The 21339-nt window shown below is 51.0% G+C and carries 22 protein-coding genes and 1 tRNA gene; 15 read left to right on the forward strand and 8 right to left on the reverse strand.

Going from position 1 to position 21339, the window contains the following annotated elements; translation table 11 throughout:
- Positions 1–158: 158 nt before the first annotated feature.
- From Q1A04_RS11335 to Q1A04_RS11345, 3 genes are all read left to right on the forward strand, one after another.
- Positions 159–1454: a Pycsar system effector family protein gene (locus tag Q1A04_RS11335; RefSeq protein ID WP_299705566.1), complete on the forward strand. Its 1296-nt coding sequence runs from the start codon at positions 159–161 to the stop codon at positions 1452–1454.
- Positions 1455–1528: 74 nt separating this feature from the next.
- Positions 1529–1600 (forward strand) — tRNA-Arg (locus Q1A04_RS11340).
- Positions 1601–1757: 157 nt separating this feature from the next.
- A complete protein-coding gene (locus Q1A04_RS11345) occupies positions 1758–2102 on the forward strand; it encodes a hypothetical protein (protein WP_299705569.1) in 345 nt (114 codons plus the stop codon).
- Between the two features lie 69 nt (positions 2103–2171).
- Here Q1A04_RS11345 and Q1A04_RS11350 read toward each other — a convergent pair whose 3' ends face one another.
- Positions 2172–2540 (reverse strand): T9SS type A sorting domain-containing protein, encoded by a 369-nt coding sequence (locus tag Q1A04_RS11350; RefSeq protein ID WP_299705572.1) that lies wholly within the window; start codon positions 2538–2540, stop codon positions 2172–2174.
- 161 nt (positions 2541–2701) lie between these two features.
- On the opposite strand from Q1A04_RS11350, the gene Q1A04_RS11355 reads away from it, so the two are divergent.
- The 4 genes from Q1A04_RS11355 to Q1A04_RS11370 all read left to right on the forward strand — a co-directional run bounded on the left by Q1A04_RS11355 (position 2702) and on the right by Q1A04_RS11370 (position 6086).
- Positions 2702–3811 carry an NAD(P)/FAD-dependent oxidoreductase gene (locus tag Q1A04_RS11355; RefSeq protein ID WP_299705575.1) on the forward strand — a complete coding sequence of 370 codons (1110 nt, stop codon included), beginning with the start codon at positions 2702–2704 and terminating at the stop codon, positions 3809–3811.
- Between the two features lie 174 nt (positions 3812–3985).
- Positions 3986–5107, forward strand: coding sequence for a type III polyketide synthase (locus Q1A04_RS11360; RefSeq protein ID WP_299705577.1), 1122 nt, complete (start codon positions 3986–3988; stop codon positions 5105–5107).
- Positions 5088–5789 (forward strand): methyltransferase domain-containing protein, encoded by a 702-nt coding sequence (locus Q1A04_RS11365; protein WP_299705580.1) that lies wholly within the window; start codon positions 5088–5090, stop codon positions 5787–5789. Before Q1A04_RS11360 ends, Q1A04_RS11365 begins: the two co-directional genes overlap by 20 nt.
- A gap of 21 nt (positions 5790–5810) precedes the next feature.
- Positions 5811–6086, forward strand: a complete 276-nt coding sequence (locus tag Q1A04_RS11370; RefSeq protein WP_299705583.1) for a hypothetical protein — start codon at positions 5811–5813, stop codon at positions 6084–6086.
- 7 nt (positions 6087–6093) lie between these two features.
- Here Q1A04_RS11370 and Q1A04_RS11375 read toward each other — a convergent pair whose 3' ends face one another.
- Positions 6094–6996, reverse strand: a complete 903-nt coding sequence (locus Q1A04_RS11375) for a histone deacetylase (RefSeq protein WP_299705586.1) — start codon at positions 6994–6996, stop codon at positions 6094–6096.
- A gap of 647 nt (positions 6997–7643) precedes the next feature.
- Here Q1A04_RS11375 and Q1A04_RS11380 point away from each other — a divergent pair.
- From Q1A04_RS11380 to Q1A04_RS11390, 3 genes are all read left to right on the forward strand, one after another.
- On the forward strand, positions 7644–8276 hold the full coding sequence (locus tag Q1A04_RS11380) for a porin family protein (protein ID WP_299705589.1): 633 nt from the start codon (positions 7644–7646) through the stop codon (positions 8274–8276).
- 167 nt (positions 8277–8443) lie between these two features.
- Positions 8444–9166 carry a YceI family protein gene (locus tag Q1A04_RS11385; RefSeq protein ID WP_299705592.1) on the forward strand — a complete coding sequence of 241 codons (723 nt, stop codon included), beginning with the start codon at positions 8444–8446 and terminating at the stop codon, positions 9164–9166.
- Positions 9167–9294: 128 nt separating this feature from the next.
- Positions 9295–9840, forward strand: coding sequence for a hypothetical protein (locus Q1A04_RS11390; RefSeq protein WP_299705595.1), 546 nt, complete (start codon positions 9295–9297; stop codon positions 9838–9840).
- A 72-nt stretch (positions 9841–9912) separates the two neighbouring features.
- On the opposite strand, the gene Q1A04_RS11395 is transcribed toward Q1A04_RS11390, so the two are convergent.
- Positions 9913–10470, reverse strand: coding sequence for a type 1 glutamine amidotransferase domain-containing protein (locus tag Q1A04_RS11395; protein ID WP_299706991.1), 558 nt, complete (start codon positions 10468–10470; stop codon positions 9913–9915).
- Positions 10471–10588: 118 nt separating this feature from the next.
- Here Q1A04_RS11395 and Q1A04_RS11400 point away from each other — a divergent pair, with 118 nt between their 5' ends.
- Together Q1A04_RS11400 and Q1A04_RS11405 are read left to right on the forward strand one after the other, a co-directional pair.
- On the forward strand, positions 10589–11086 hold the full coding sequence (locus Q1A04_RS11400) for a TlpA disulfide reductase family protein (protein WP_299705598.1): 498 nt from the start codon (positions 10589–10591) through the stop codon (positions 11084–11086).
- Positions 11087–11095: 9 nt separating this feature from the next.
- A complete protein-coding gene (locus Q1A04_RS11405) occupies positions 11096–11731 on the forward strand; it encodes a thioredoxin family protein (protein ID WP_299705600.1) in 636 nt (211 codons plus the stop codon).
- Between the two features lie 3 nt (positions 11732–11734).
- Here the strand turns inward: Q1A04_RS11405 and Q1A04_RS11410 are convergent, their stop codons facing one another.
- Positions 11735–12112, reverse strand: coding sequence for a hypothetical protein (locus tag Q1A04_RS11410; RefSeq protein ID WP_299705603.1), 378 nt, complete (start codon positions 12110–12112; stop codon positions 11735–11737).
- Between the two features lie 292 nt (positions 12113–12404).
- On the opposite strand from Q1A04_RS11410, the gene Q1A04_RS11415 reads away from it, so the two are divergent.
- From Q1A04_RS11415 to Q1A04_RS11425, 3 genes are all read left to right on the forward strand, one after another.
- Positions 12405–13025 (forward strand): NlpC/P60 family protein, encoded by a 621-nt coding sequence (locus Q1A04_RS11415; protein WP_299705606.1) that lies wholly within the window; start codon positions 12405–12407, stop codon positions 13023–13025.
- 181 nt (positions 13026–13206) lie between these two features.
- Positions 13207–13899 (forward strand): YkvA family protein, encoded by a 693-nt coding sequence (locus Q1A04_RS11420; RefSeq protein WP_299705608.1) that lies wholly within the window; start codon positions 13207–13209, stop codon positions 13897–13899.
- A 262-nt stretch (positions 13900–14161) separates the two neighbouring features.
- Positions 14162–14902, forward strand: a complete 741-nt coding sequence (locus tag Q1A04_RS11425) for a SprT family zinc-dependent metalloprotease (RefSeq protein ID WP_299705612.1) — start codon at positions 14162–14164, stop codon at positions 14900–14902.
- Positions 14903–15066: 164 nt separating this feature from the next.
- Here Q1A04_RS11425 and Q1A04_RS11430 read toward each other — a convergent pair whose 3' ends face one another.
- The 4 genes from Q1A04_RS11430 to Q1A04_RS11445 are packed head-to-tail and all read right to left on the reverse strand — an operon-like array spanning position 15067 to position 21333.
- Entirely contained in the window at positions 15067–15324 is a 258-nt protein-coding gene (locus Q1A04_RS11430) for an acyl carrier protein (RefSeq protein WP_299705615.1), read from the reverse strand.
- A 4-nt stretch (positions 15325–15328) separates the two neighbouring features.
- Positions 15329–18763 (reverse strand): efflux RND transporter permease subunit, encoded by a 3435-nt coding sequence (locus Q1A04_RS11435; RefSeq protein ID WP_299705618.1) that lies wholly within the window; start codon positions 18761–18763, stop codon positions 15329–15331.
- An 18-nt stretch (positions 18764–18781) separates the two neighbouring features.
- Positions 18782–19930, reverse strand: coding sequence for an efflux RND transporter periplasmic adaptor subunit (locus Q1A04_RS11440; protein ID WP_299705621.1), 1149 nt, complete (start codon positions 19928–19930; stop codon positions 18782–18784).
- Between the two features lie 32 nt (positions 19931–19962).
- Positions 19963–21333: a TolC family protein gene (locus Q1A04_RS11445; protein ID WP_299705624.1), complete on the reverse strand. Its 1371-nt coding sequence runs from the start codon at positions 21331–21333 to the stop codon at positions 19963–19965.
- Positions 21334–21339 lie beyond the last annotated feature (6 nt).

A 21339-nucleotide genomic window follows, 5' to 3' on the forward strand; every position in this document is an offset into this window, starting at 1 on the left:
CGGCCGGGCTGAGAATGATAACGTATAGCGTCTATATTAAGTTATTGCTTTACTCTATAGTACGGCAAGCCCTGCAAACCGGCTCCTTTTAACAAAAAGTGTTTTTAACCGTAACCGCAGATTGAATACTAGCACCACAAATAACAGCCACCACACAGATGCAACCAAACCGCGAAGCCCTGTCCGGCAGGCTAACCACCGATATGGAAGATCAAAACATCGTTAAGCAAGCGAGTGAGTACGTATTCAGGCTTTTTAAGGAACAGCTGTCTAAAAAGCTTGTCTACCACAACTATAAGCATACCTTCGAAACCGCCAACGAAGCCCGGCAACTGGGCGAATTGTACGACCTTAGCCCTGAGGAACTGCAGGACCTCGAACTGGCCGCATGGTTTCACGACACTGGCTACGTAACAGCCTACGACGGCCACGAGGAAGAGAGCGTGCGCTTCGCCACCTCATGGCTGCAGGACAAAAACTACCCACCGGAGCGCATCACCCGCATCACCGATTGCATTATGGCCACTAAGCACGGCACCAAACCGGACACCTTGTTGCAAGAGGTCATCATTGATGCCGACATGGCCAACATCGGCAAGGAGACTTTTTTTGCCACGGCAGAGCTGCTGCGCGTGGAATGGGAAATTTTTAAAGAGAAGTTTTTCACGGATCAGGAGTGGGCGCAGTTTCAGATGGAGTTTCTGCTTTCCACGACCTTTTATACAGCCAAGGCTCAGCACAAGTACGCTGAGCAACTCGGACTGAACATACAGGAGCAGCGCACCCAACTGCAGAAAGAGTCAAAGAAGCTGAAGAAGGAGGAAAAGGAACACCGCGAGACATTGGCACAGCCGAAGCGCGGTATCGAAACCATGTTCCGTAACACCTACCGCACCCACCTCAACCTAAGCGCCATCGCCGACAACAAAGCCAACATGATGATCAGCCTTAATGCCATCATCATGTCCGTCATCATCACTTACCTGAGCACCAAAACCTCCATTACAGGGGCTGAATTTGCGCAGCATCGCTCGTTGCTTATACCTGTCGGTATGCTCCTGCTCACCACACTGGGTTCGGTGATTTTTGCCATTATCTCGGCGCAACCCGAAGTCACAAGTTTCTCTTTCAATAAGAAGAAGATAAACAGCAAAAAGGTGAATCTCCTATTTTTTGGTAACTTCACGAACATCCCTCTGGAGGATTTCCAAAACGGCATGCACGAGATCATGCGAGACAAGAGGTCGCTCTACACCAACATGATTACCGACATCTATTATTTAGGCGAAGTGCTGGACCGCAAGTATAAAATCCTGCGCATTTCCTACTCTATTTTCATGGTGGGGCTAGTGCTCACCGTAATCGCCTTTGGCATATCGATAGCGCTTTATGATGCTCCCCTCGTTGACCCGGCCCCGACCGAGACTTCAAGCCCAGAGGCTTCAAACTTGTAAATAGGGGGAATTAAGTTAAATTTGTGAAGCGTGCCAGTCTGGCTGTACCTGTCAGTGGTTATTCCTGAATACCCGGCCCTGTAGTTCAATGGATAGAATAGGAGTTTCCTAAACTCTAGATTCAGGTTCGATTCCTGACAGGGCCACGATTTAAAGTATGTAAGTTTATATTGGCTTTTTTAAACACCCCCTTATCTATTGGCTTCCCGTAATAATAAGAAACTGAACCACTTCGTTATAGCACTATATTTTCGAAATTATATTTTATTACCTATATTGGAGCTGAAGCCACTCCTGTATACCATGAAAACAACCTTGTCAATTAGCTTATTGGCGATCTTTGCCAGCCTTGCAGCTTGCAATAGTGAGCGGAGCGGCATAGAGGTCGACGGCTCAGAGGCCACCATGGCCAGCGAAACAGGTGCGCCGGCTCCGCTTGGGCCGGATGTGATGTTCGCTACCAAACCCCTAATCGGTGGCGAAGTTTATAAGACGGCCAGCTTTCAGGCCACCAGCCTTGTGCACTTTGATACTGCCCAACTCATTCAGGTGCTCGACACTTCGGATGTGATCTTTGTAAAAGCCCGGGTGCAGCGCGACACGGCCTCCTATACCGGCTTCGTGTCCAAAGCCATTTTACCGGAATAAAGTACCTCCGTATAAAACACAAAAGGCCGCTCTGTTTGCAGAGCGGCCTTTTGTGTAATGCCTATATGATTACTTCACCACAACTCTTCTCACAGAGCTGTAGCCATCAGCTTCAATCTTCACGTAATACAATCCCTTGGCGAGCCTTGTTAGGTCAATCGTCTTGCTTGTCTGAATATCAGAGCGGCTCAGTACTTCATGATAGATTTCATTACCAATCACATTGATGATGCGCAGCTCTACCTGACTGGCCTCCATGTTGGTAAACGAAATGGTAAAAACCCCGTTGTTGGGGTTAGGGTAAATAGCAACCTCCTTATCCTGCTGTTCTAAGGCCTTGATATTGCTCCCAGACTGCGCCGCCGCAGGCTCGCGCACTTGGCCTTGTGCCATCAGGGTGGCCATACAGATAAAAAAGGTAAGTATAAATTGTTTCATATTGAAAATTAGCGTCTTGTTCCTAGTATTATATACAAAAGTTGTTCCATATTGTTAACGTCCTGAACAATAATTTGTTCTTGCATTTTACACCCAAAATGGAATGCTTTCACCAAATATCAGAAAGTTTTTTTGTACTTTAAAAATATAGCCTGTCATTTATGGAGATAGCCGTTATCGGGGGAGGCCTTGCCGGACTGACCAGTGCCATCGCATTGGCCGGAAAAGGACTGTCTGTAACGCTCATCGAAAAAAAATCATACCCCTTTCACCGGGTATGCGGGGAGTATGTTTCCAACGAAGTGCTCCCCTATCTGCAGTCCATCGGAGCTGACCCTGCGCCGCTCCAGCCAGCGACCATCTCGCGTTTTATGCTCACCTCCCCAAAAGGAGTCACGCTCGAATCGCCGCTCGACCTTGGGGGTTTTGGCGTGAGTCGCTATGCCTTGGACCAGCACCTGTACCAGATTGCGCTATCGCGGGGTGTGCAGGTGCGGCAACATACTACGGTGCAGGATGTGCAGTTTACAAATAACCGTTTTGTACTAAAACTCTCGAGTGGCGACAGCATGGAATCGGAGGTGGCGTTGGGGGCTTTTGGCAAGCGCAGCGCACTCGACCGGCAACTCCAACGTTCCTTCTTTGCGAAGCGTTCGCCTTACATCGGGGTGAAGTACCACCTGCGTCTCGACATGCCCACCGACCTGATCGCGCTGCATAATTTTGAAGACGGTTACGCCGGCATTTCGGCTATAGAAAACGGCCGCTACTGTTTCTGTTACCTGACCACCCGCGAGAACCTACGCCGGCACGGCACCATACCTGCCATGGAGCAAGCCGTGCTGCAGAAGAACTCACACCTGCGACGCATTTTCTCAGAAGCGGAATTTCTGTACGAACAGCCGGAGGTCATCAACGAAATCTCATTCGCCACCAAAACCTGCGTGGAGAACCATGTGCTCATGTGCGGCGATGCGGCCGGTATGATCACGCCCCTTTGTGGCAACGGTATGGCGATGGCCATACATGCGGGCAAGCTGGCCGCCGAGCAAGTGTTCGTATACTTTGAGAACGGCCGCGACCGACAGGCCCTAGAAGCCGGCTATACCCACGCATGGAGAACTCAGTTTGAGCGGAGACTACAGGTGGGCCGCACGGTGCAGCGTTTGTTCGGCAGCCCTTTGTTATCGGAAGTGGCGGTGGGCACGCTGCGGCACATGCCGGCTGCCGTGCGGCTGATTATGCGACAGACTCACGGGAAGCCATTCTGATCGCTTATATCTTAAAACGGCCGCATCCGTACTTATTTCCATACCTGTACCGGTGAATCTTTTTTCGGGGATAGGCTAAACTTACAGCACCCCCGCCTGTTGTCGCTATACCCGTCGTGGCAAAGCAAGGCAGGCAAAGGATTTACATGAAACAAACGCTACACACTCCAGCTTATGAAAAGCTATATATGCGGCATCGGCACGGCTAACCCGCCAAACAAAATCCCGCAGATGCAGGTGGCCGACTTTATGGCCGCCGCGCTGCAGATGGATGCACAGGACAGCCGCAAACTCAAGGCCCTTTACCGCGTGTCAGGTATAGGGCAGCGCTACAGCGTGCTCGAAGACTTCACCCGACAGAACGGCGACTATACCTTCTTCCCCAACACCCTCGACCTCGAGCCCTTCCCTACAGTGCAACAGCGCATGGACGTATACCGCAAGCATGCCCTCGACTTGTCGGAACAGGCCGTGCGCAACTGTCTGGAAAACCTGAGTGAAGTAACGCTGCGGGACCTCACGCATCTAATCACGGTGAGCTGTACCGGTATGTATGCGCCGGGCCTCGACATTGAGCTGGTAGAGCGACTCGAGTTGAACTCCTGTGTGCAGCGTACGGCTGTCAATTTCATGGGATGCTACGCGGCTTTCAACGCCATCAAACTGGCCGACGCCATCTGCAAAGCCGACCCGAGCGCAAGGGTGATGCTGGTGTGCACCGAGATCTGCACCATCCACTTCCAGAAGAATCCGGAGCAAGACCACTTGGTGTCGAATGCGCTATTTGGCGACGGCGCGGCGGCAGTGCTCATGCAGGGCCAGCCTTGTCCGGAGGTGAGCCTCGAACTGCAGTCTTTCCACTGCGATCTGGCTCCGGCTGGTAAGCGCGAAATGGCATGGCACATCGGTGACACGGGCTTTGAGATGACGCTTTCCTCCTACGTGCCTGACCTTATCAAAAACGGCATCAAACAACTAACCGAGCGTTTGCTGCAAGGGCTTCGGACCACGGTTTCGGAGATCAAACTGTTCGCCATACACCCCGGCGGGCGCCGCATACTCGAGGTGATAGAACAGGAGCTGGGTATGACGCGCGACGACAATCGTTTCGCCTACAAGGTGCTGCACGAGTTTGGCAACATGTCGTCCGCCACGGTGCTCTTTGTGCTCAAAGACCTGATGGCGAGCCTGACCACACAGGAAAAAAACGAGCCAGTGCTGAGCTTCGCTTTCGGCCCGGGCCTGACACTGGAATCGATGCTACTGAAAGTGCACTATGCTGAAGCGAAGGTCTAACCAGCCCGAACTGATGGATGACCTCAGTTTGTCGGGGGATGAGCTGCGGCGCAACCTCGAAGAGCTCGAAGTAATCAACACATGGCTGGGCGGGTATAAGGTGGTACTCGACGCACTAGAAAAACTCTTGGCTGGGTATACAGGTCCGCCCCTGCACATTGCCGACATTGGCTGCGGAGGCGGCGACACACTGCGGCACATTGCCAAGTGGGCCCGCCGCAAAAACATTCAACTGCAACTCACAGGTATAGACGCCAACGATTTCATGGTACAGTACGCTAGGCAGCGCTGCGGCGGATTTCCTGAGATCAAGCTGAAGCAACATGATGTGTTCTCGGAGCGATTTCAGCAAGAGCAATACGACATTGTGGTTTGCAGCCTGTTCTGCCACCACTTCACCGACGAACAGCTCGTGAGCATGTTTCGGCAGTTGCACCGGCAGGCAGGTATGGCCGTCATCATCAACGACCTGCACCGCCACTGGCTGGCCTATCATTCTATCAAACTGCTCACCCGCTTTTTCTCTGATTCCTACCTTGTTAAAAACGATGCGCCGCTTTCCGTCTGGCGGGCTTTCCGAAGAGAGGAATTACAACGGTTGGTGCAAGAGGCGGGTATAGACAGGTATAGCCTGCGCTGGATGTGGGCTTTTAGGTGGCAGCTCCTTTTGAAAAAAGCCTAACAATTAGTATCTTAACAGGGTATGATTAGTTATGGCTGGCTTTTGGCAGGTATAGCCAAAAGCCCTGAACATAAACCCGATGACATGAACAAAAGCACGCTTAATTTCTGGATTCTCTTTACGGTTTCCATTATCCTTTCAGCGCTTATCATTTCTATTTTCATTAAAGTGCTAAAAGTGGCCCTTTTCGTGATACTGGTGCTCGTTCTGGCCCCGATCATCTATATTGTGCTCAAGCTGCTGCTGCCGGGTGCGAGGGGCAAAAGCGAAGACGATAAGCTGAAGTCCCGACCTTAACCACAGGCTAAAAGAAGAGTTGCTGCGCCAGCCTGAAGGTATTGGCGTGCGCCTCCACGATGTGCGCAATCTGTTTGGAGTAGCCTCCGCCCATGCTCACCGTGACAGGTATACGGTTGCGTGCGCAGGCATCCAGCACCATGCGGTCGCGCTCTTTGCAGCCGGCTATGCTCATCCCCAGTTTCCCCAGCTTGTCAGTTGCCAGCACATCCACCCCCGACTGAAAGAACACGAACTCTGGCTCCTGTTCGTCCATCAGCCGCGGCAAATGTTCCCCGAGCAGTTTCAAATAAGTCTTATCGTCCGTACCCTCAGCCAATGGCACATCCAGATCGGATTTTTCTTTGTGGAATGGGTAATTATGCCCGCCATGCATGCTGAAAGTAAAAACCCGTGGCTCATGCTGGAAAATCTGTGCTGTGCCATTGCCTTGGTGCACATCCAGATCTACGACCAGCACCTTTTTAATGCCCTTGTACTTGAGCAGGTGATTGGCCGCGATAGCGATGTCATTGAGTAAACAGAAGCCCTCTCCCCTGTCCGTAAAGGCGTGGTGCGTACCCCCGGCTATGTTCATTCCGATGCCATACTCCAGCGCAAACAGCGAAGCCTGCAGCGTACCGTTCATGATCACGATCTCCCGCTGCACCAGCTCCTTAGACAGCGGAAAACCTGTTTTTCGGATTTCTGACGGGCTAAGTTCTAGTTGGCGCAGACGGTGCCAATAGATGGCGTCGTGGGTGTCGAGGATGTATTGCTCTTCGAGTGGCTCGGGGGCGAACAGGTTGTCTTGGGTAATAGTGCCCTCGTAGAGTAATTGCTCTGGTAACAGATCGTACTTGGCCATCGGGAAGCGGTGGCCTTCGGGCAGGGAGTGGGCAAATATCTCGGACCAAGCAATTTTAAGCATAGTGCAAAATTAACACTTATACACCTAGTCTGGTTTATCCACGGCAAGATTTCACCCTCAAAAAGACTGCCTTACAAACTCCTGTCTTGGTCTACTCCCCTCCACCTGCAGACCCTATGTTTACACTATTTATACCTGATTTTCAGTGCAATTATCAAAAGACAACATTATGTAAAACGGTCTTTGCACAATGGTGCATAAATTCATGTAACCCTATATTCCAGTAAGCTTTCCCCCATTTTGGATGTGGATAAATGTGGATAACTATGTTGATTGGTGTGAATTATCCACCATTTGCTGTTAACTCCCTGTTAATTTCAGGTAAATTTGTTCACAATTTCATAATGGCACGCTCTAAAATGCAAAAATGAGGCAAATGTTTACCTGCCTCTTTCATAAGAGCAAATCAGGCATTTTCATTGTTTTCTTTTACCACAAGATGGCCACCATCACAAAGCGCTACTTAACCAGTCCTGTTTTCAAGTTAACATTTGAGGCACGCTTGCACCAGAAAAAACTTACAGATGTTACTAAGCTAGGCCTCTGAGAAGTTTATGCAACATTTCTATATGAAAACCGATATATAGAAACTTAATCAGAAGTGGCTAAAAAACTAGTTAGCCTTATTAACTCGACAAAATAAAACCATGAAAAAATCGATACTCATTTTATTATCACTCTTTCTTACGTGGAGCGCCTATGCTCAATCAGACGCATCTGGTCCGTCTGCGGGTCAGCAGAACCACAACCTGTTTAGCGGCACAGGCTCTAACTCTGGATTTGGCATAAAAGGCGGTGTGAACTTTGCTACCCTGCGTGGCAGCGACAAAGATATACTAGGCGACTTTAGCGGTCTGACCACCTTTCATGCCGGCGTCTATACCCAGTTCTCACTGGGCAATACCTTTTCCATTCAGCCCGAGGCATTGTATTCTCGCAAAGGCATCGAGCGCAACGACTCCACTTTCCGCTTCGATTACCTCGAAGTTCCTATTCTGGCTGTATTTAATATCACTGAAAATGTGAGCGTGCACCTCGGTCCGCAGATTGGCATTCTTATGTCGGCCAAGGAAGATGACACGGAGGTGAGCATAGAACCACTGAACACCTTTGCCTATGGTGTAGCGGCTGGTGCCGAAGCGCGACTAAGTATTTTTAGGCTGGGCGCCCGTTATAACCTAGGCATGGAGGATTTGCGCAAAGAGAATAATCTGGGGCAGAGCATCAATCAGGACATCAAGCACGGCGTGTTTCAGGTGTACCTTGGGGTCGGGTTTTAAGGCATTGGCACCAAATACCTTGTAGCATAGAAAGGGCCTCATACAGGCCCTTTTTTTATGCATTAGCCTTACTGGCATTGGATCTTTTTCAGCCCTTTGCCTGATTGGCCCGTATTTTATAGTGCTGAATACCACGCGTGTACCGGACAGGTACATGGCCTATACTTATGAATACGTACAAGAAATATCCGTTTTACTCCCTGCTTTGGGCCTTGCTGGCGCTGACCGGTATGGCTTGCGATACGACTATAAAAACCGATGAAGCCGAAATAGGGGCCGCCGTACGCGCCTTCAGTCCGGGCATTCCTGACCAGATCTATAAAGTGGATACTGCCAAAAGCACCGTGACGTGGATCGGCGCTAAAGTTACCGGTCGGCACAACGGCATAATTGAGATAAAGGAAGGCACAATTACCCTGCACAATGGCGTGGCGCATGGCGGCAAGACGGTGTTCGACATGACCACCGTGCGCTCAGAAGACAAGTCCATTGACGAGGCGGGCAACACGAAACTCACAAAGCACCTGCGCTCCGAGGATTTTTTTAATGTGGAGCAGCACCCGACAGCCACGTTTCAGATCACTTCTGTCGTTCCTTTCGACAGCACTGAGCGACAGGACGCACCCGAACCGGCCGTGAATACCAAAAAGCTGCGCATAAAGGACCCAACGCATAAGGTAACAGGCAACCTGACGATAAAAGGCATAACCAAAAGCATCAGTTTCCCTGCCAAGATCACCCTCGAGGATTCGCTTCTGCGGGCCAAAGCCAATTTCAACATCGACCGCACCCACTGGCGACTTACCTATGGGGCCGACGAATCATTGGGTAATAAGACGATTCGCCCGGCTGTGAATATTGGACTAGACATAGTGGCACAGCGCCAATAACCTAAAAGGCAAACACTTATCCCCATGTTTGCGTTACAGCAATTGTACTGTTCCTGTATTTATTCATCCCTGTTTATGCTAAACCTCACCCGTAATACGTTCCTACACAAACTATTTGTGAGCATATTATGAGAAAATACCTTTGCCTGTTACCTCTATTGCTGCTTTGCCTCTCGGCCAGTGCGCAGGGCAGCGGCACGGAAACGTTTAACTTACGACAGGCAGAGACGCTTAAGTTTGGCATGCTGGCGCTCGGTGCATGGGCGCTAATCAATATCCTGATCAGTAGCATCAAACTCACCAAGTCGTCGCGAAACAAGCGTTACTTTTTCCAGATGAACATCTACTGGAACATTGTAAACATGATCATATCGGGCGGTTCGCTTTACTTCCTTCTTTCGACAGACCCCACAGCCCGCACACTGGCCGAGAGCATCGATTTCCATTACTGGTACCTCAAACTTTTATACCTGAGCATTGGTCTCGATCTGGCTTTCCTGATGCTGGCGGCCTACCTGAAAGAGTTGTCTTTGAGCTCTCCCAAAGCCGAACAGTATTTGGGCTGGGGCCAGTCGATTACGCTGCAGGCACTGTTTCTGCTAGTGCTCGACATTACCTTGGTCGTGTTGCTCGAGGGGCCAAGTGAGGAGCTTCTCAGACTGGTGCAAGGTTAAGGTATAGCCACAAAAAAACCGCCGTGCCATACCTTGTGAGGTACAGCATGGCGGTTTTTATTTTATGTTTGATTAGCGCGGCTCGTGGCGGCCTTCGGCAAATTCCTCTATAATTTTTTTGTTGAAGGCAGGTATGTCGTCCGGGTTGCGGCTCGTCACCAAGCCATTGTCCACCACCACTTCCTGATCCACCCACTCGGCGCCGGCATTTTTCAGGTCGGTCTTCAGGGTGTGGTAGCTGGTTACTTTCTTGCCCTGCAGCTTGCCGGTTTCTATCAGCGTCCAAGGGCCGTGGCAGATGGCGGCTACCGGTTTGCCACTTTCCATGAACCTGCTCACGAAGCTCACCACCTTCTCGTCGGCGCGCAGCTTGTCAGGGCTCATTACGCCGCCGGGCAGCAAAAGGCCGTTGTAATCGTCGGCGTTCACGCTGCCGATGGTTTTGTCGACTTTAAACTTGTCGCCCCAGTCTGTGTGGTTCCAGCCTTTCACCTCCCCTTCTTTCAGGGCGATGATGTGGGTTTCGGCACCAGCCTCTTCCAGTGCTTTTTTCGGCTCAGTGAGCTCTACTTGCTCAAATCCATCTGTTACTACTATCGCTATCTTTTTTCCTTCCAGTTTATTCGCCATTCTAAGTTCGTTTTTATAGTTTAACATTCGTATAGTTGTTTATTCAAAACGATTTAGAAGTCAAATTGTTAGAAAGGAGCAACCGCAATAGGACTGTTCCCCGTTTCGTTATAAATCTATGACCATATACCTGAGACAACTTATCTTACTCTTAGCCCTTGGCTTGCTCACCAGCACGGCGACGCTGGCCCAAGAGGTAAGCACCATCAAATTTGACCAGTTGCAAGAGCTGCGCCAGTCACCGCACGACACACTGTACGTCGTAAACTTCTGGGCCACGTGGTGCAAGCCCTGCATCAAAGAGATGCCTTATTTCGAGGCCGCTCACGCCCAGTACAAAGACCAGCCCGTGCGGGTGATTCTCGTGAGCATGGATGCGGTGCAGGACATGGAGAAGCGCGTGATGCCTTTTGTGCAGAAGCGCAACCTGCAGTCGCGGCTATACCTGCTCGACGAGCCGGACGGCAACACGTGGATAGACCGCATCGAGCCGAAGTGGTCGGGCGCTATACCTGCCACCATGTTCTTTAATAACAAGCGCGGGCAGTACGAGTTTATAGAGCGCGAAATCTCCGAACAGGAATTACAGGAACTGATCACCAAGTATAAACCATAACCTATTACTATGAAGAATAACCGAATACCGTTTCTTTACATGGCCTGCCTGCTGTTGGTGGGCGTGCTGATGGCAGCCATGCCTGCCATTGATAACCCCGGCTACCAAGTCGGTGATACGGCCCGCGACTTTACGCTGAAAAACGTGGATGGCAAGATGATTTCCATGGCTGACTACAAGGACGCCAAAGGTTTTATCGTAACCTTTACCTGCAACACTTGTCCTTACTCAGTGGCCTACGAAGACCGCCTGATCGAGCTGCACAACAAGTATGCGCCACAGGGCTACCCGATCATTGCCATCAATCCGAACGACGTGAAGGTGTCGCCAAAGGATTCTTATAAAGACATGCAGGTACGTGCGAAGGAGAAAAATTTCCCTTTCCCTTATGTGTATGACGAGACACAGGAAATAACCAGAGCCTACGGTGCCACCCGCACGCCGCACCTGTATGTGGTGCAGAAGCAAAAGGACGGCAGCTTTAAGGTAGCCTACATTGGCACGATAGACGACAACTCACGCGAGCCGGAGAAGGTACAGAAGAAGTACGCCGAAGCTGCCCTCGACGAGTTGGTAGCGGGCAAAGCAGTAAGCCAGCCAAACACGAAGGCGATCGGTTGCACTATTAAATGGCGCGAAGCATAAGTTCTAACTTTCTTTTCTGACATCAATAGGTAAGGGCAGCTCGGTCGGTTTGATCGAGCTGTCCGCTTTTTGGGCCACAGGTATGTGCATCTCCCCTTTCAGGCCGGCAATACGGGCCTCCACCTCATACTTGTTGTTGTAGTAGCCCACCCGCATCGACTCCCGCAGGTATAGCCACAGAAAGCGTACATAGCCGTGCTCCTGAAACTGCCGGATGTGACACAGTTCGTGCGCCACCCAGCCTTTGTCGCGTAGAAAAGACTCTCGTCGCACACCGCTCAGGTGGATCGTCTTGCCCAGTACCATGGCCACATTGCTGCTCTTGAGCACCATGCGGGCAATGCGGGCGAAAGGCGAATTCTCAACAATCTTATACTCCATTTTTTGTAATGCTTATCCCTGAGTAATGAGCTGTAAGGGTTACGTTCCAAAGCTCACAATCGGGTGAATATACCTTGCTTAAAAGTGAACCTACCCCCGTTCTCCGTGAGCATCAGCAATTTACTATATTGCCAGTTAAGAAAATTGTAGCTATTTTTGTCACTTCGTTCGGCAGTTTTATACTTGCCAAACAGGTTGCAGGGTATAAAATGCACGACAAAACCCATACCCCTCTACAACCATAAGGTGACAAAGTTTACCACTTCGGTGGTAGTAGAACATGCTAAACCCTATGACAAAAACAATCATACTGAGCGTACTGGCCTTTATATCCATCGCTCTTTCTTTCTTCTACGAAGTAGAAACGCCTGAGTCGCAACCGGCCGAAACAGAAACAGCCGGTCTTTTGCTTTACCCGGTGCAGACAGGCGAAGACATTGCCAAGGCGCTGGAGCTCTCGGTGCCGCTGGACCTCAGCGAACCCATCGATTCCTCGTTTTACAAGCGCTACTCCCGCAAGTTGGGCCTTAAGCTCGACTACAGCGAAGACAAGGACCTGCTCGAAACCGTAACCAAGTGGCTAGGCACACCATACAGCTATGGCAGTAGTTCTAAAAGAGGAACTGACTGCTCTGGCTTCGTAACCCGCATTTACAGCGACGTGTATGGTGTTGACCTGAGCCGCAGCTCCCGTTCTATGTTTGACGATGTTACCCGCATCCGCAAAGACAGTGTGCGCACTGGCGATCTGGTGTTCTTCCGCCGCGGTCCTAAACAGCCGATCTTCCATGTGGGCATCTACCTCAAAGACAACAAGTTTATTCACTCTGCCACAAGCGGCGGCGTAATGGTTAGTTCTTTGAAAGAGCCTTACTACCGCAACTACTACTATGCGGCCGGCCGCGTGGACTAAAACCATACCTTCGAAACATATTTGGAGAACGGGTTGCAGCATATGCGCCCGTTTTTTCGTTTACTATATATAACAAAATTACTTGCGACAAGGTATAGGAAGGTTGTTCGGAGTTGAGCAACTTGCGCCCGGTTTGGCGGGCACTCTCAGCAAGCCGATACCTAAAGCACATACACACCCTATGACAGAGCAGAATACTGAAAACCAGCAACAACAGCGTCCGGACGGGAAAACCATTTCCCAAAGCCCGCTCTTTAAAAACATACTCAAGAAGGCCGAGAAATATTTAGAGCACCCTTCGCAGGTGGTGAAACTTCTGAACGATGCGTTTAAGAAAGCCACCGCCAAGAAAAGCCTCGGCACCATAGCCGCCGAAGTATGGGAGAGCTTCCAAGTACTTTCGCAAATGATCAAGGCGGCCGTAAACGGCGAGTACAAAGGTATACCGAACACGACCCTTGTGGGCGGCATTGCCGTTATCCTATACTTCTTAATGCCGATCGACCTGATTCCGGACTTTATACCTGTGATCGGTCTGTTGGATGATGCTGCTCTGTTGGCTTGGTTCATGTCGAGCATCACGTCTGAGCTCGACCGCTTCAAAGAGTGGGACACCGAACGTCAGGCAAACCAGAAGCCGGTACACATGATGGAGCCGCACCACGCCGACAGTTCCTTCGGTACGCCGAAATACAGCGACCAGCCTGCCGGCACCACCGATGTTCACCATGAAGGCACGGCACATGCTTCGCAGGGGCACGGCGCAGAGGAGACAGGTCACCATGAGCCTATTGTGCGCTCCTCCACCACCGACAGTAGCCGCGTACCAAAAGACCCGCACGACGACATACCGGAAGGCGGCAACATCCGCTAAACCTAACAACAGCAAAGAATATAAGAAAAGCTACCCTCCGGGTAGCTTTTTTGCTTTTAGGAACCTCCTGCAAATGGTCTTAAAACGGCTTTATAAACTGCATAACATAGCTTAAAAAAACACATAACATCTGCACAATATAGTACTATTTAAATACAGAAATTTTAAAAAAATCAGACAAAAGCCGCCTCACTATTAGTTTCTTAAGGAATTTATTTTCTATATTTGGACAGATGATTTTGTATTTTAACTTTTAGCCAAGGTGTCTTCATCATTTCTACGACTAACATCCGTTAATCTTCACATCGACGGAATCGGGAAGGTTCTGATCGAACGAAGCGACAAGGCCAAGCGCCTGAGCATCAGTGTGCGCCCGATCAAAGGTATACGTGTAGCGGTGCCGCCGCATATCAGCTTCGAAAAGGCAGAACAGCTTATTTATACCAAAAGCGACTGGATAAAGGAGCATCAGGCACGCATGAAGCAACAGGAAGCCCGTGTGACCATGTACGATGGCAACACCGACTTCAAAACGCGCAGCCATACCTTGCGCCTGCTCACCCATGCCCAGTACACTATGCGCTGCGTGATCGAGAACGGTTATATCAACGTGTTCTATCCGGCCTACAAAGAGGTGCGCGACAGCGACGTGCAGAAGTTCATTCGCAAATCCATTGAAGAGGCCTACCGCAAAGAAGCCAAGACATATCTTCCGGAGCGCGTGAAGTATTTTGCCGATAAGTTTGGTTTCGACTACCAGAACGTGTTTATCAAAAATGCAAAGTCGCGTTGGGGCAGCTGTTCACACACCAACAACATCAACCTGAACCTGCACCTCATGCGCCTGCCCGACTCGCTCTGCGACTACGTGATCCTGCATGAGTTGGCCCACACCATCGAGAAGAACCACGGACCGGGATTCTGGTCGCTGCTCGACAAAGTTTGTCCGAACTCCAAAATGCTGGACAAGAAACTGAAAGCTTACCGTATCTCCATTTACTAACAGAAACTGCCTATCGACAGAACGCTTACTACCACTGAAAACTTACTGACAATAACATGCGCCACAAGCGCCATCGCTCACACCGCATACGTAAATAAGAAATAAAAAAGCGGCCGAGGTATAAACCCCGGCCGCTTTCATTTTTATGCGTTTTACAAACACTATCAGCTGGCTTCGCGCACCGCATGCGACGCTACAAAGTCCACAAAATCGCCCACGGTATTGATCGGCACCTCATCCGGAATAGTGATCTGGAAGTTTTTCTCCAACTCCAAGATTATATCCACTACATCCACTGTGTCGAAACCGAAATCTTTCTCCAGCCTCGCGTTGGCTTGCAGGCGGGCCGGTCTTATCTCTTTGGTTTTGCTAATGATGCGGATAACCTCGCGCTCAATAGCCTTATCAGCTGTTGCAATCATATATTTATAGGGTGTATTCTCTCACTACTTTTCCATTTACAGGCACCTCAGTTTCTTCCTGAGGTATAATTTTCACGCCTCCTGCGGGCTTTCTCTCTCCTTTTACTTTGGCTCTGATTCTTTCATTGAGCAGGTACATCACCGGCACAATCAAGAGTGTAATGATGGTGGCAAAACCCAGGCCAAAAATGATGGTCCATGCCAGCGGCCCCCAGAAAGCGGCACTATCACCCCCCATAAAGAAGTTCGCTTTGAACTCCGTGAACAGGGTGTAAAAGTTCAGGTTTATACCTAACGCCAGCGGTATCAGGCCTAGTATAGTTGCTGTCGCCGTTAGCAATACCGGGTTCAGACGCGTCTTGCCTGCTTCCACGATCGCCTCTTTCAGGTCGCGGCCTTCTTCTATCAGCATGTCAGTGAATTCCACGATCAGGATACCGTTTTTCACCACAATACCTGCCAGCGCCACAATACCCACACCGGTCATTACCACCGACACGTCCATTCCGAAGATGGAGAAGCCCAACAACACGCCGATGATACTGAACAGCACCTCCGACAGAATGATGAACGGCTTCGAGATGGAGTTAAACTGCGTCACCAGCACCAAGAAGATGATCAGGAAGGCCGCCACCAGTGCGATCATCAGGAAGTTGGCTGTTTCTTCCTGCTCCTCCTGCTCTCCACCCATGCTGATCTCAAAGCCTTCCGGCGTTTCGAAATTCTGCAGCGCGCTTCCGATGCTCTGCACCACTTCGTTTGTGTTATACCCATCCAGCACGTTCGACTCTAGCGTTACCACCCGCTTCAGGTCCTTGCGCTTGATACCACCGTATGAGGTACCGTACTCAATGCTCGCCAGCGACGAGAGCGGGATCTGGCGCACCTGTCCGCTATTCATGTCACGATAGGTGATGCGCATACCCATCAAGGCATCAATATTTTCGCGGTAAGGCTCTGCGTAGCGCACCTGTATGGGGTACTCCTCTTCGTCGAGTTTGAACTTGGAGGCTTCGTCGCCGAAGATGGCCGTGCGCATTTCCATACCTATCTGTCCGGTGCTGATGCCTTCGCGGTTAGCGCGCTCCCGATCGATGTTGATGATGATCTCCGGCTTGCTGTCTTCCAAGTCGCTGCGGAGTTCTTCTATACCGCCAATCTGCTGCTGCTCTATGTAAGTCTGTACTTGCTTCGAAAGCGCCACCAGTTGTTCAAAGTCTTCGCCGGCTATCTCAATGCTGATCGGCTTGCCCACCGGCGGACCATTCTGCTCTTTGTCAACCGTGATGTTGGCGCCCGGTATACCGCGCACCACATCGCGTATTTCGTTCATGTACTCCTGCGTGCTGCGCTCGCCAGACCGGTATTGATACTCAACAAAGGCTACGGTAACCTTCCCTAAGTGAGATTGTGCGGTCACACTGCGGTCGTTTTGGTCGCCGGCACCAATGGCGACATTGGAAATAACCGATTCCACATCAGTGTTCTCATCGCCGATTACCTGATAGATGCGCTTCTCCACCTCCTTCGTAACCGAGTCAGTCACAAGCTGATCGGTACCGACCGGCATACTGATGTAGGTATACACAAAGTTCGGATCGGAACTAGGGAAAAATTCTACTTTAGGCGGAAACAGAACTGTTATCACGACCGAAAAAATCAGTAACAAAATTACTCCTACAAACACGAAAACAGGTCTGAATCCAACCAATGTCCAGCGCAAAAGGCGCTCATAGCCCCGCATAAAACGCGGTAGGGTCGTGTTCTGGAAACCATGAATCATCGGGCGGAACACAAAACGGTTGAGCAGCACCAGCACCACAGCCAGCATGATCAAGTTCGCTGTGCCGTACCAACCAGCCATGTAACCTACTACTGCTACCAGCGCAGCACCACCTATCAGCAACCAGAAGTTACGGCGGGCACGCGGCGCGATATCTGCCTCCTGCTCATGCTCTTTCTTCATGAAAGAAACCGCAAATACCGGGTTTATGATAAAGGCCACCAGCAATGATGCCATTAGCGTTACGATGAGCGTGATCGGTAGGTAGAACATAAACTTGCCCACAATGCCCGGCCAGAAGGCCAGCGGCAGGAAGGGCGCCACCGTGGTAAGCGTACCGGCCAACACAGGCACAAAAACCTCACCGGCTGCCAGTTTAGCCGATTTGAATACTCCTAAGTTGGACTGGTGCAGGATACGGTGCGTGTTCTCGATCACCACAATGGCATCGTCCACCACGATACCCAAAGCCAATAGGAACGAGAAGAGTACGATCATATTGAGTGAGAAACCCAGCACCGGCATCAGCATAAAGGCGATGAACATGGAGATCGGCACCGACAAGCCCACAAAAATGGCGTTAGTCGTACCCATGAAGAACATCAGGATCAGGGTCACCAGCACAAAACCGATGATAATCGTGTTGATCAGGTCGTTCAGGGTATGGCGCGTCTGAGTGGACTGGTCGCCTGTGATGGTAATTTTGAGGTCGGCTGGTAGCACGGAGGCCTGCATTTCCTCTACCATCTCGTGGATGTTGTCTGAGGCCTGTATCAGGTTCTCTCCACTACGCTTGATCACGTTGAGCGTGATAACCGGGGAATTGTCCAGACGGGCAAAGCTTTCCTGCTCTTCAAAACCTTCTCTTACCTCAGCAATTTCTTTTAGCTGTATGTTAGCGCCCGTCAGCGATTTTACCACAATGTCGCCGATCTTGTTTGGGTCAGTATACTGCCCAACCACACGCACCGAGCGTTTTGTTTCGCCTACCGAAATATTGCCGCCTGACACCGTTACGTTTTCAGATGCAATGGCACGACTAATGTCTGCAAAAGTTACCTGCGCCACCTGCATCTTATACAGGTCCACGTCCACCTGCACTTCCTTGTCGAGGGCACCCACCATATCCACGCGGGTAATCTCGGGCTGCGATTCAATGCGGTCCTGTATGTCTTCGGCGTAATTTTTAAGGCGGTCGAGGCTGTAGTTGCCCGACACGTTGAGGTACATGATCGGGAACTCGGAGAAGTTCACCTCCTGCACGTCCGGGTCTTGGTCGAGGTCAGTTGGCAGATCGGTACGGGCTTTGTCCACAGCGTCCTTCACCAACTGCTTCGCCTCCACCACATCCACGTCGGTGTTGAACTCCACCGTGATCATGGAGAAGTCCTGAATGGAGTTGGATGTTACCTCCTTCACCCCAGAAATAGCCTTCAACTGCTTCTCGATGGGGCGTGTAACCAAGTTCTCGATATCGGAGGGCGAGGTGCCCGGGTATACCGTGCCCACAAACACCGTCGGGATGACGATGTCGGGGAAGTTCTCTTTTTGAAGCGTGATGTACGAGAATATACCCCATACCGTGATGATCAGGGTAATGATGTAGATACTCGTCCTATTATCAATGGACCAATTGGTCGGCTTGAAATATTTCATATTCTGCTGCTTAAAAGATTATTGCTGCGCGATACTTTCTTGGTTGAAAACAACCGGCTGCCCCTCGTTCACACTCTGGTATCCTGCTGTAATGATGTAATCCTGCGCTGTTAGGCCTTTCAGCACCTCTACCTGACCTTGGTAGTTCACACCAGTCTCCACCTCTTTGCGGGTAGCCACATAGCGCTCGCCCTGTTTTTGGGCCACGTACACATATTGCGAATTTTCGTCGCGCTGCACCAAGTTGACAGGTATAGTGATGGCGTCTTCTTTGCGATAGTCCTGTATGCGCACCACCGCCACCAAGTTCGGACGGAGCTCAACGTTCACGTTTTTCGGACGGAGCTCGACCATAAACGTGCGGCTGCTTGGGTTGATAAAGCGGCTCACCACATCCACAGTGGCTGTTATTTCCTCATTCAGGTCAGGGAAGCGCACACGGGCCTCGTCGCCTTTGCTGATTTTTGCCAAGTAAGCTTCCGAAACCTCCGCCACGATCTTAGTGCCATTGGTGTTCACCACCCGGATGATGCCCACGCCCGGCGCCACGGCCTCTCCGGCATTCGGGATCACGTTGTCTACCACGCCGCTCACAGGCGCCTTTATATTGTACTGGTCGCGCTGCTGCTGCAGGGTGGCGAGGTTACGCTCCAAAGCCTCTTTGTTATTTTTGGCTGTCAGGAACTGCATCTCCGTGCCGATCTTCTGGTCCCAGAGGTTTTTCTGGCGCTCGTAAGCTACATTAGCCAACTCCATACGGGTGCGTACCTCGGCAATGTTCTGCTCCAGCACCTGCGCGTCTATTGTCGCCATGGTCTGGCCTTTCGTTACTTTGTCGCCGCGCTTCACGCGCATGCTTGTCAGCACACCCGGTACTTTGGCGCTTACCAGCACGTTTTGGTCGAAGTCCACACGGCCCTGCACTTCTAAGTAGTGACGGAACGTGTCCTGCTGCACCTGCGCCACGGTTACCGGCACAGTCTTCTTCTCAACCGGACCACCCTTTCCCTCTGCCTTTAGCTCCGCTTCCAGTTGTGCGATTTGCTCCTGTAGCTCGGTCTGCTGCTTCTTCAGGTCAGCCAGTTGCGCCTCTTTGTCGTTGCCTTGGTTGCAGGCGGCAAGGCTTAGGAACAGGGCCAGCGATGAAACTCCAAATATCTTCTTCATAATAAGTCGTGCGTAAATCTTTTTCGGGTGTTTTATTTTGTCAATAGGGTGCCGGTGGCTTTGTCGAGGTTCACTTTCGCGATGAGTGCGTCGTACATGGCGGCGTAGTAGTTGGTCTGTGCTTGGCGCAGGTCCGTTTCGGCGGTCACAACCTCTAAGTTAGAGCCCACACCCTCCTGAAACTTGATCTTGGCAACGCGGGAAATCTCTTCGGCCAGTTCTAGATTCTCGCGCTGCGATGCCAGCACGTCGAGTGAGTTGGTCAGGTCAGTAGAGGCCTGCTCCAGTTCCAGATCTATACCCTGCTCCAGATTCTCAAAACCAAGTTTGGTGTTTTCGAGCGTCAGGCGGGACTGCTGTACTTGGTAGTGCTTGCGCAGGCCGTCGAAGATCGGTACCTGCAGACCTAGCCCCACATAGGCAAAGTCGAGCCAGTTGCGACTACGGGTCATCTCGCTAAAGTCATTGTTGGCGGCCAAATAGCCGTAACGACCATTCAAAAATAGTTTCGGCAGGTAACCGGAGCGGATGTTTCGCAGGTTCAGCATGGCAAGGTCGCGCTGCGTTTCAAGCATGGAGTATTCGATGCGGTTGCTGTAGTTAAAGCCGTTGCGATCCGTCTTGGCCATATCCACCTGCACTTCGCTCAGGCTGTCTGTCAAGATCAACTCTTCTTTCTGCGGCATACCCATCTGGAACTTGAGCAGGTCTTCGCCCAAAATGAGCAAGCGCTCGGTCTTCTGCTTTTCTACTTTCAGGTTGTTGTAAGTCACCCGCAGACGGTCCACATCCAGTTTTTCGGCCACGCCATTGTCGAACATCACTTGCGTTTGCTTCAAGAGTGTGTCGAGGCGGTAGAGGTTCTGGTTGAGGAGCTCCATGCGCTCCCGGCTAACTAGCACACTGTAATAGGCTTTTGTCACCTGCTCAACTACTTCTATCTCAGTTTGCACCGTTCCTTTTTTGGACAGTTCGGTATAGGTCTTAGCTGCCTTCAGGCCGATCAGGTAGGAGCCGTCGAACAAGAGCTGGCTGGCTGTGATCGCGGCGTTACCGGTATACTGCGGCGTAAACACCACGGGCACGAAGGTGCCCGGCTCCGGCGAGTTTGGGTCGTCCGGATCCTGAAAAAACTCAGCCGGCAGGAAGCTCTTCTGCTGAATAACGTTCTTGCCCAAGTCGGCGGCTGCATTAATCTGGGGTAAGCCCATCGCCCGGATCTCCCCTACTTTGGCTTTGTCAATGTCTTGTTGGTTGCGGGCCATTTTTAGGTTGGCACGGTTCTGCAGGGCATACTCTATACTCTGTTGCAGACTAAATGCCTGCGGCGACCCTTGCGACAGCACCTCTAAAGGGCTTAGCAAGACAAACAGTGCCAGTAACAGGCTGATGTGTTTTTTCATAATTGG

Source organism: uncultured Pontibacter sp. (assembly GCF_947499215.1).
Lineage (GTDB): Bacteria > Bacteroidota > Bacteroidia > Cytophagales > Hymenobacteraceae > Pontibacter.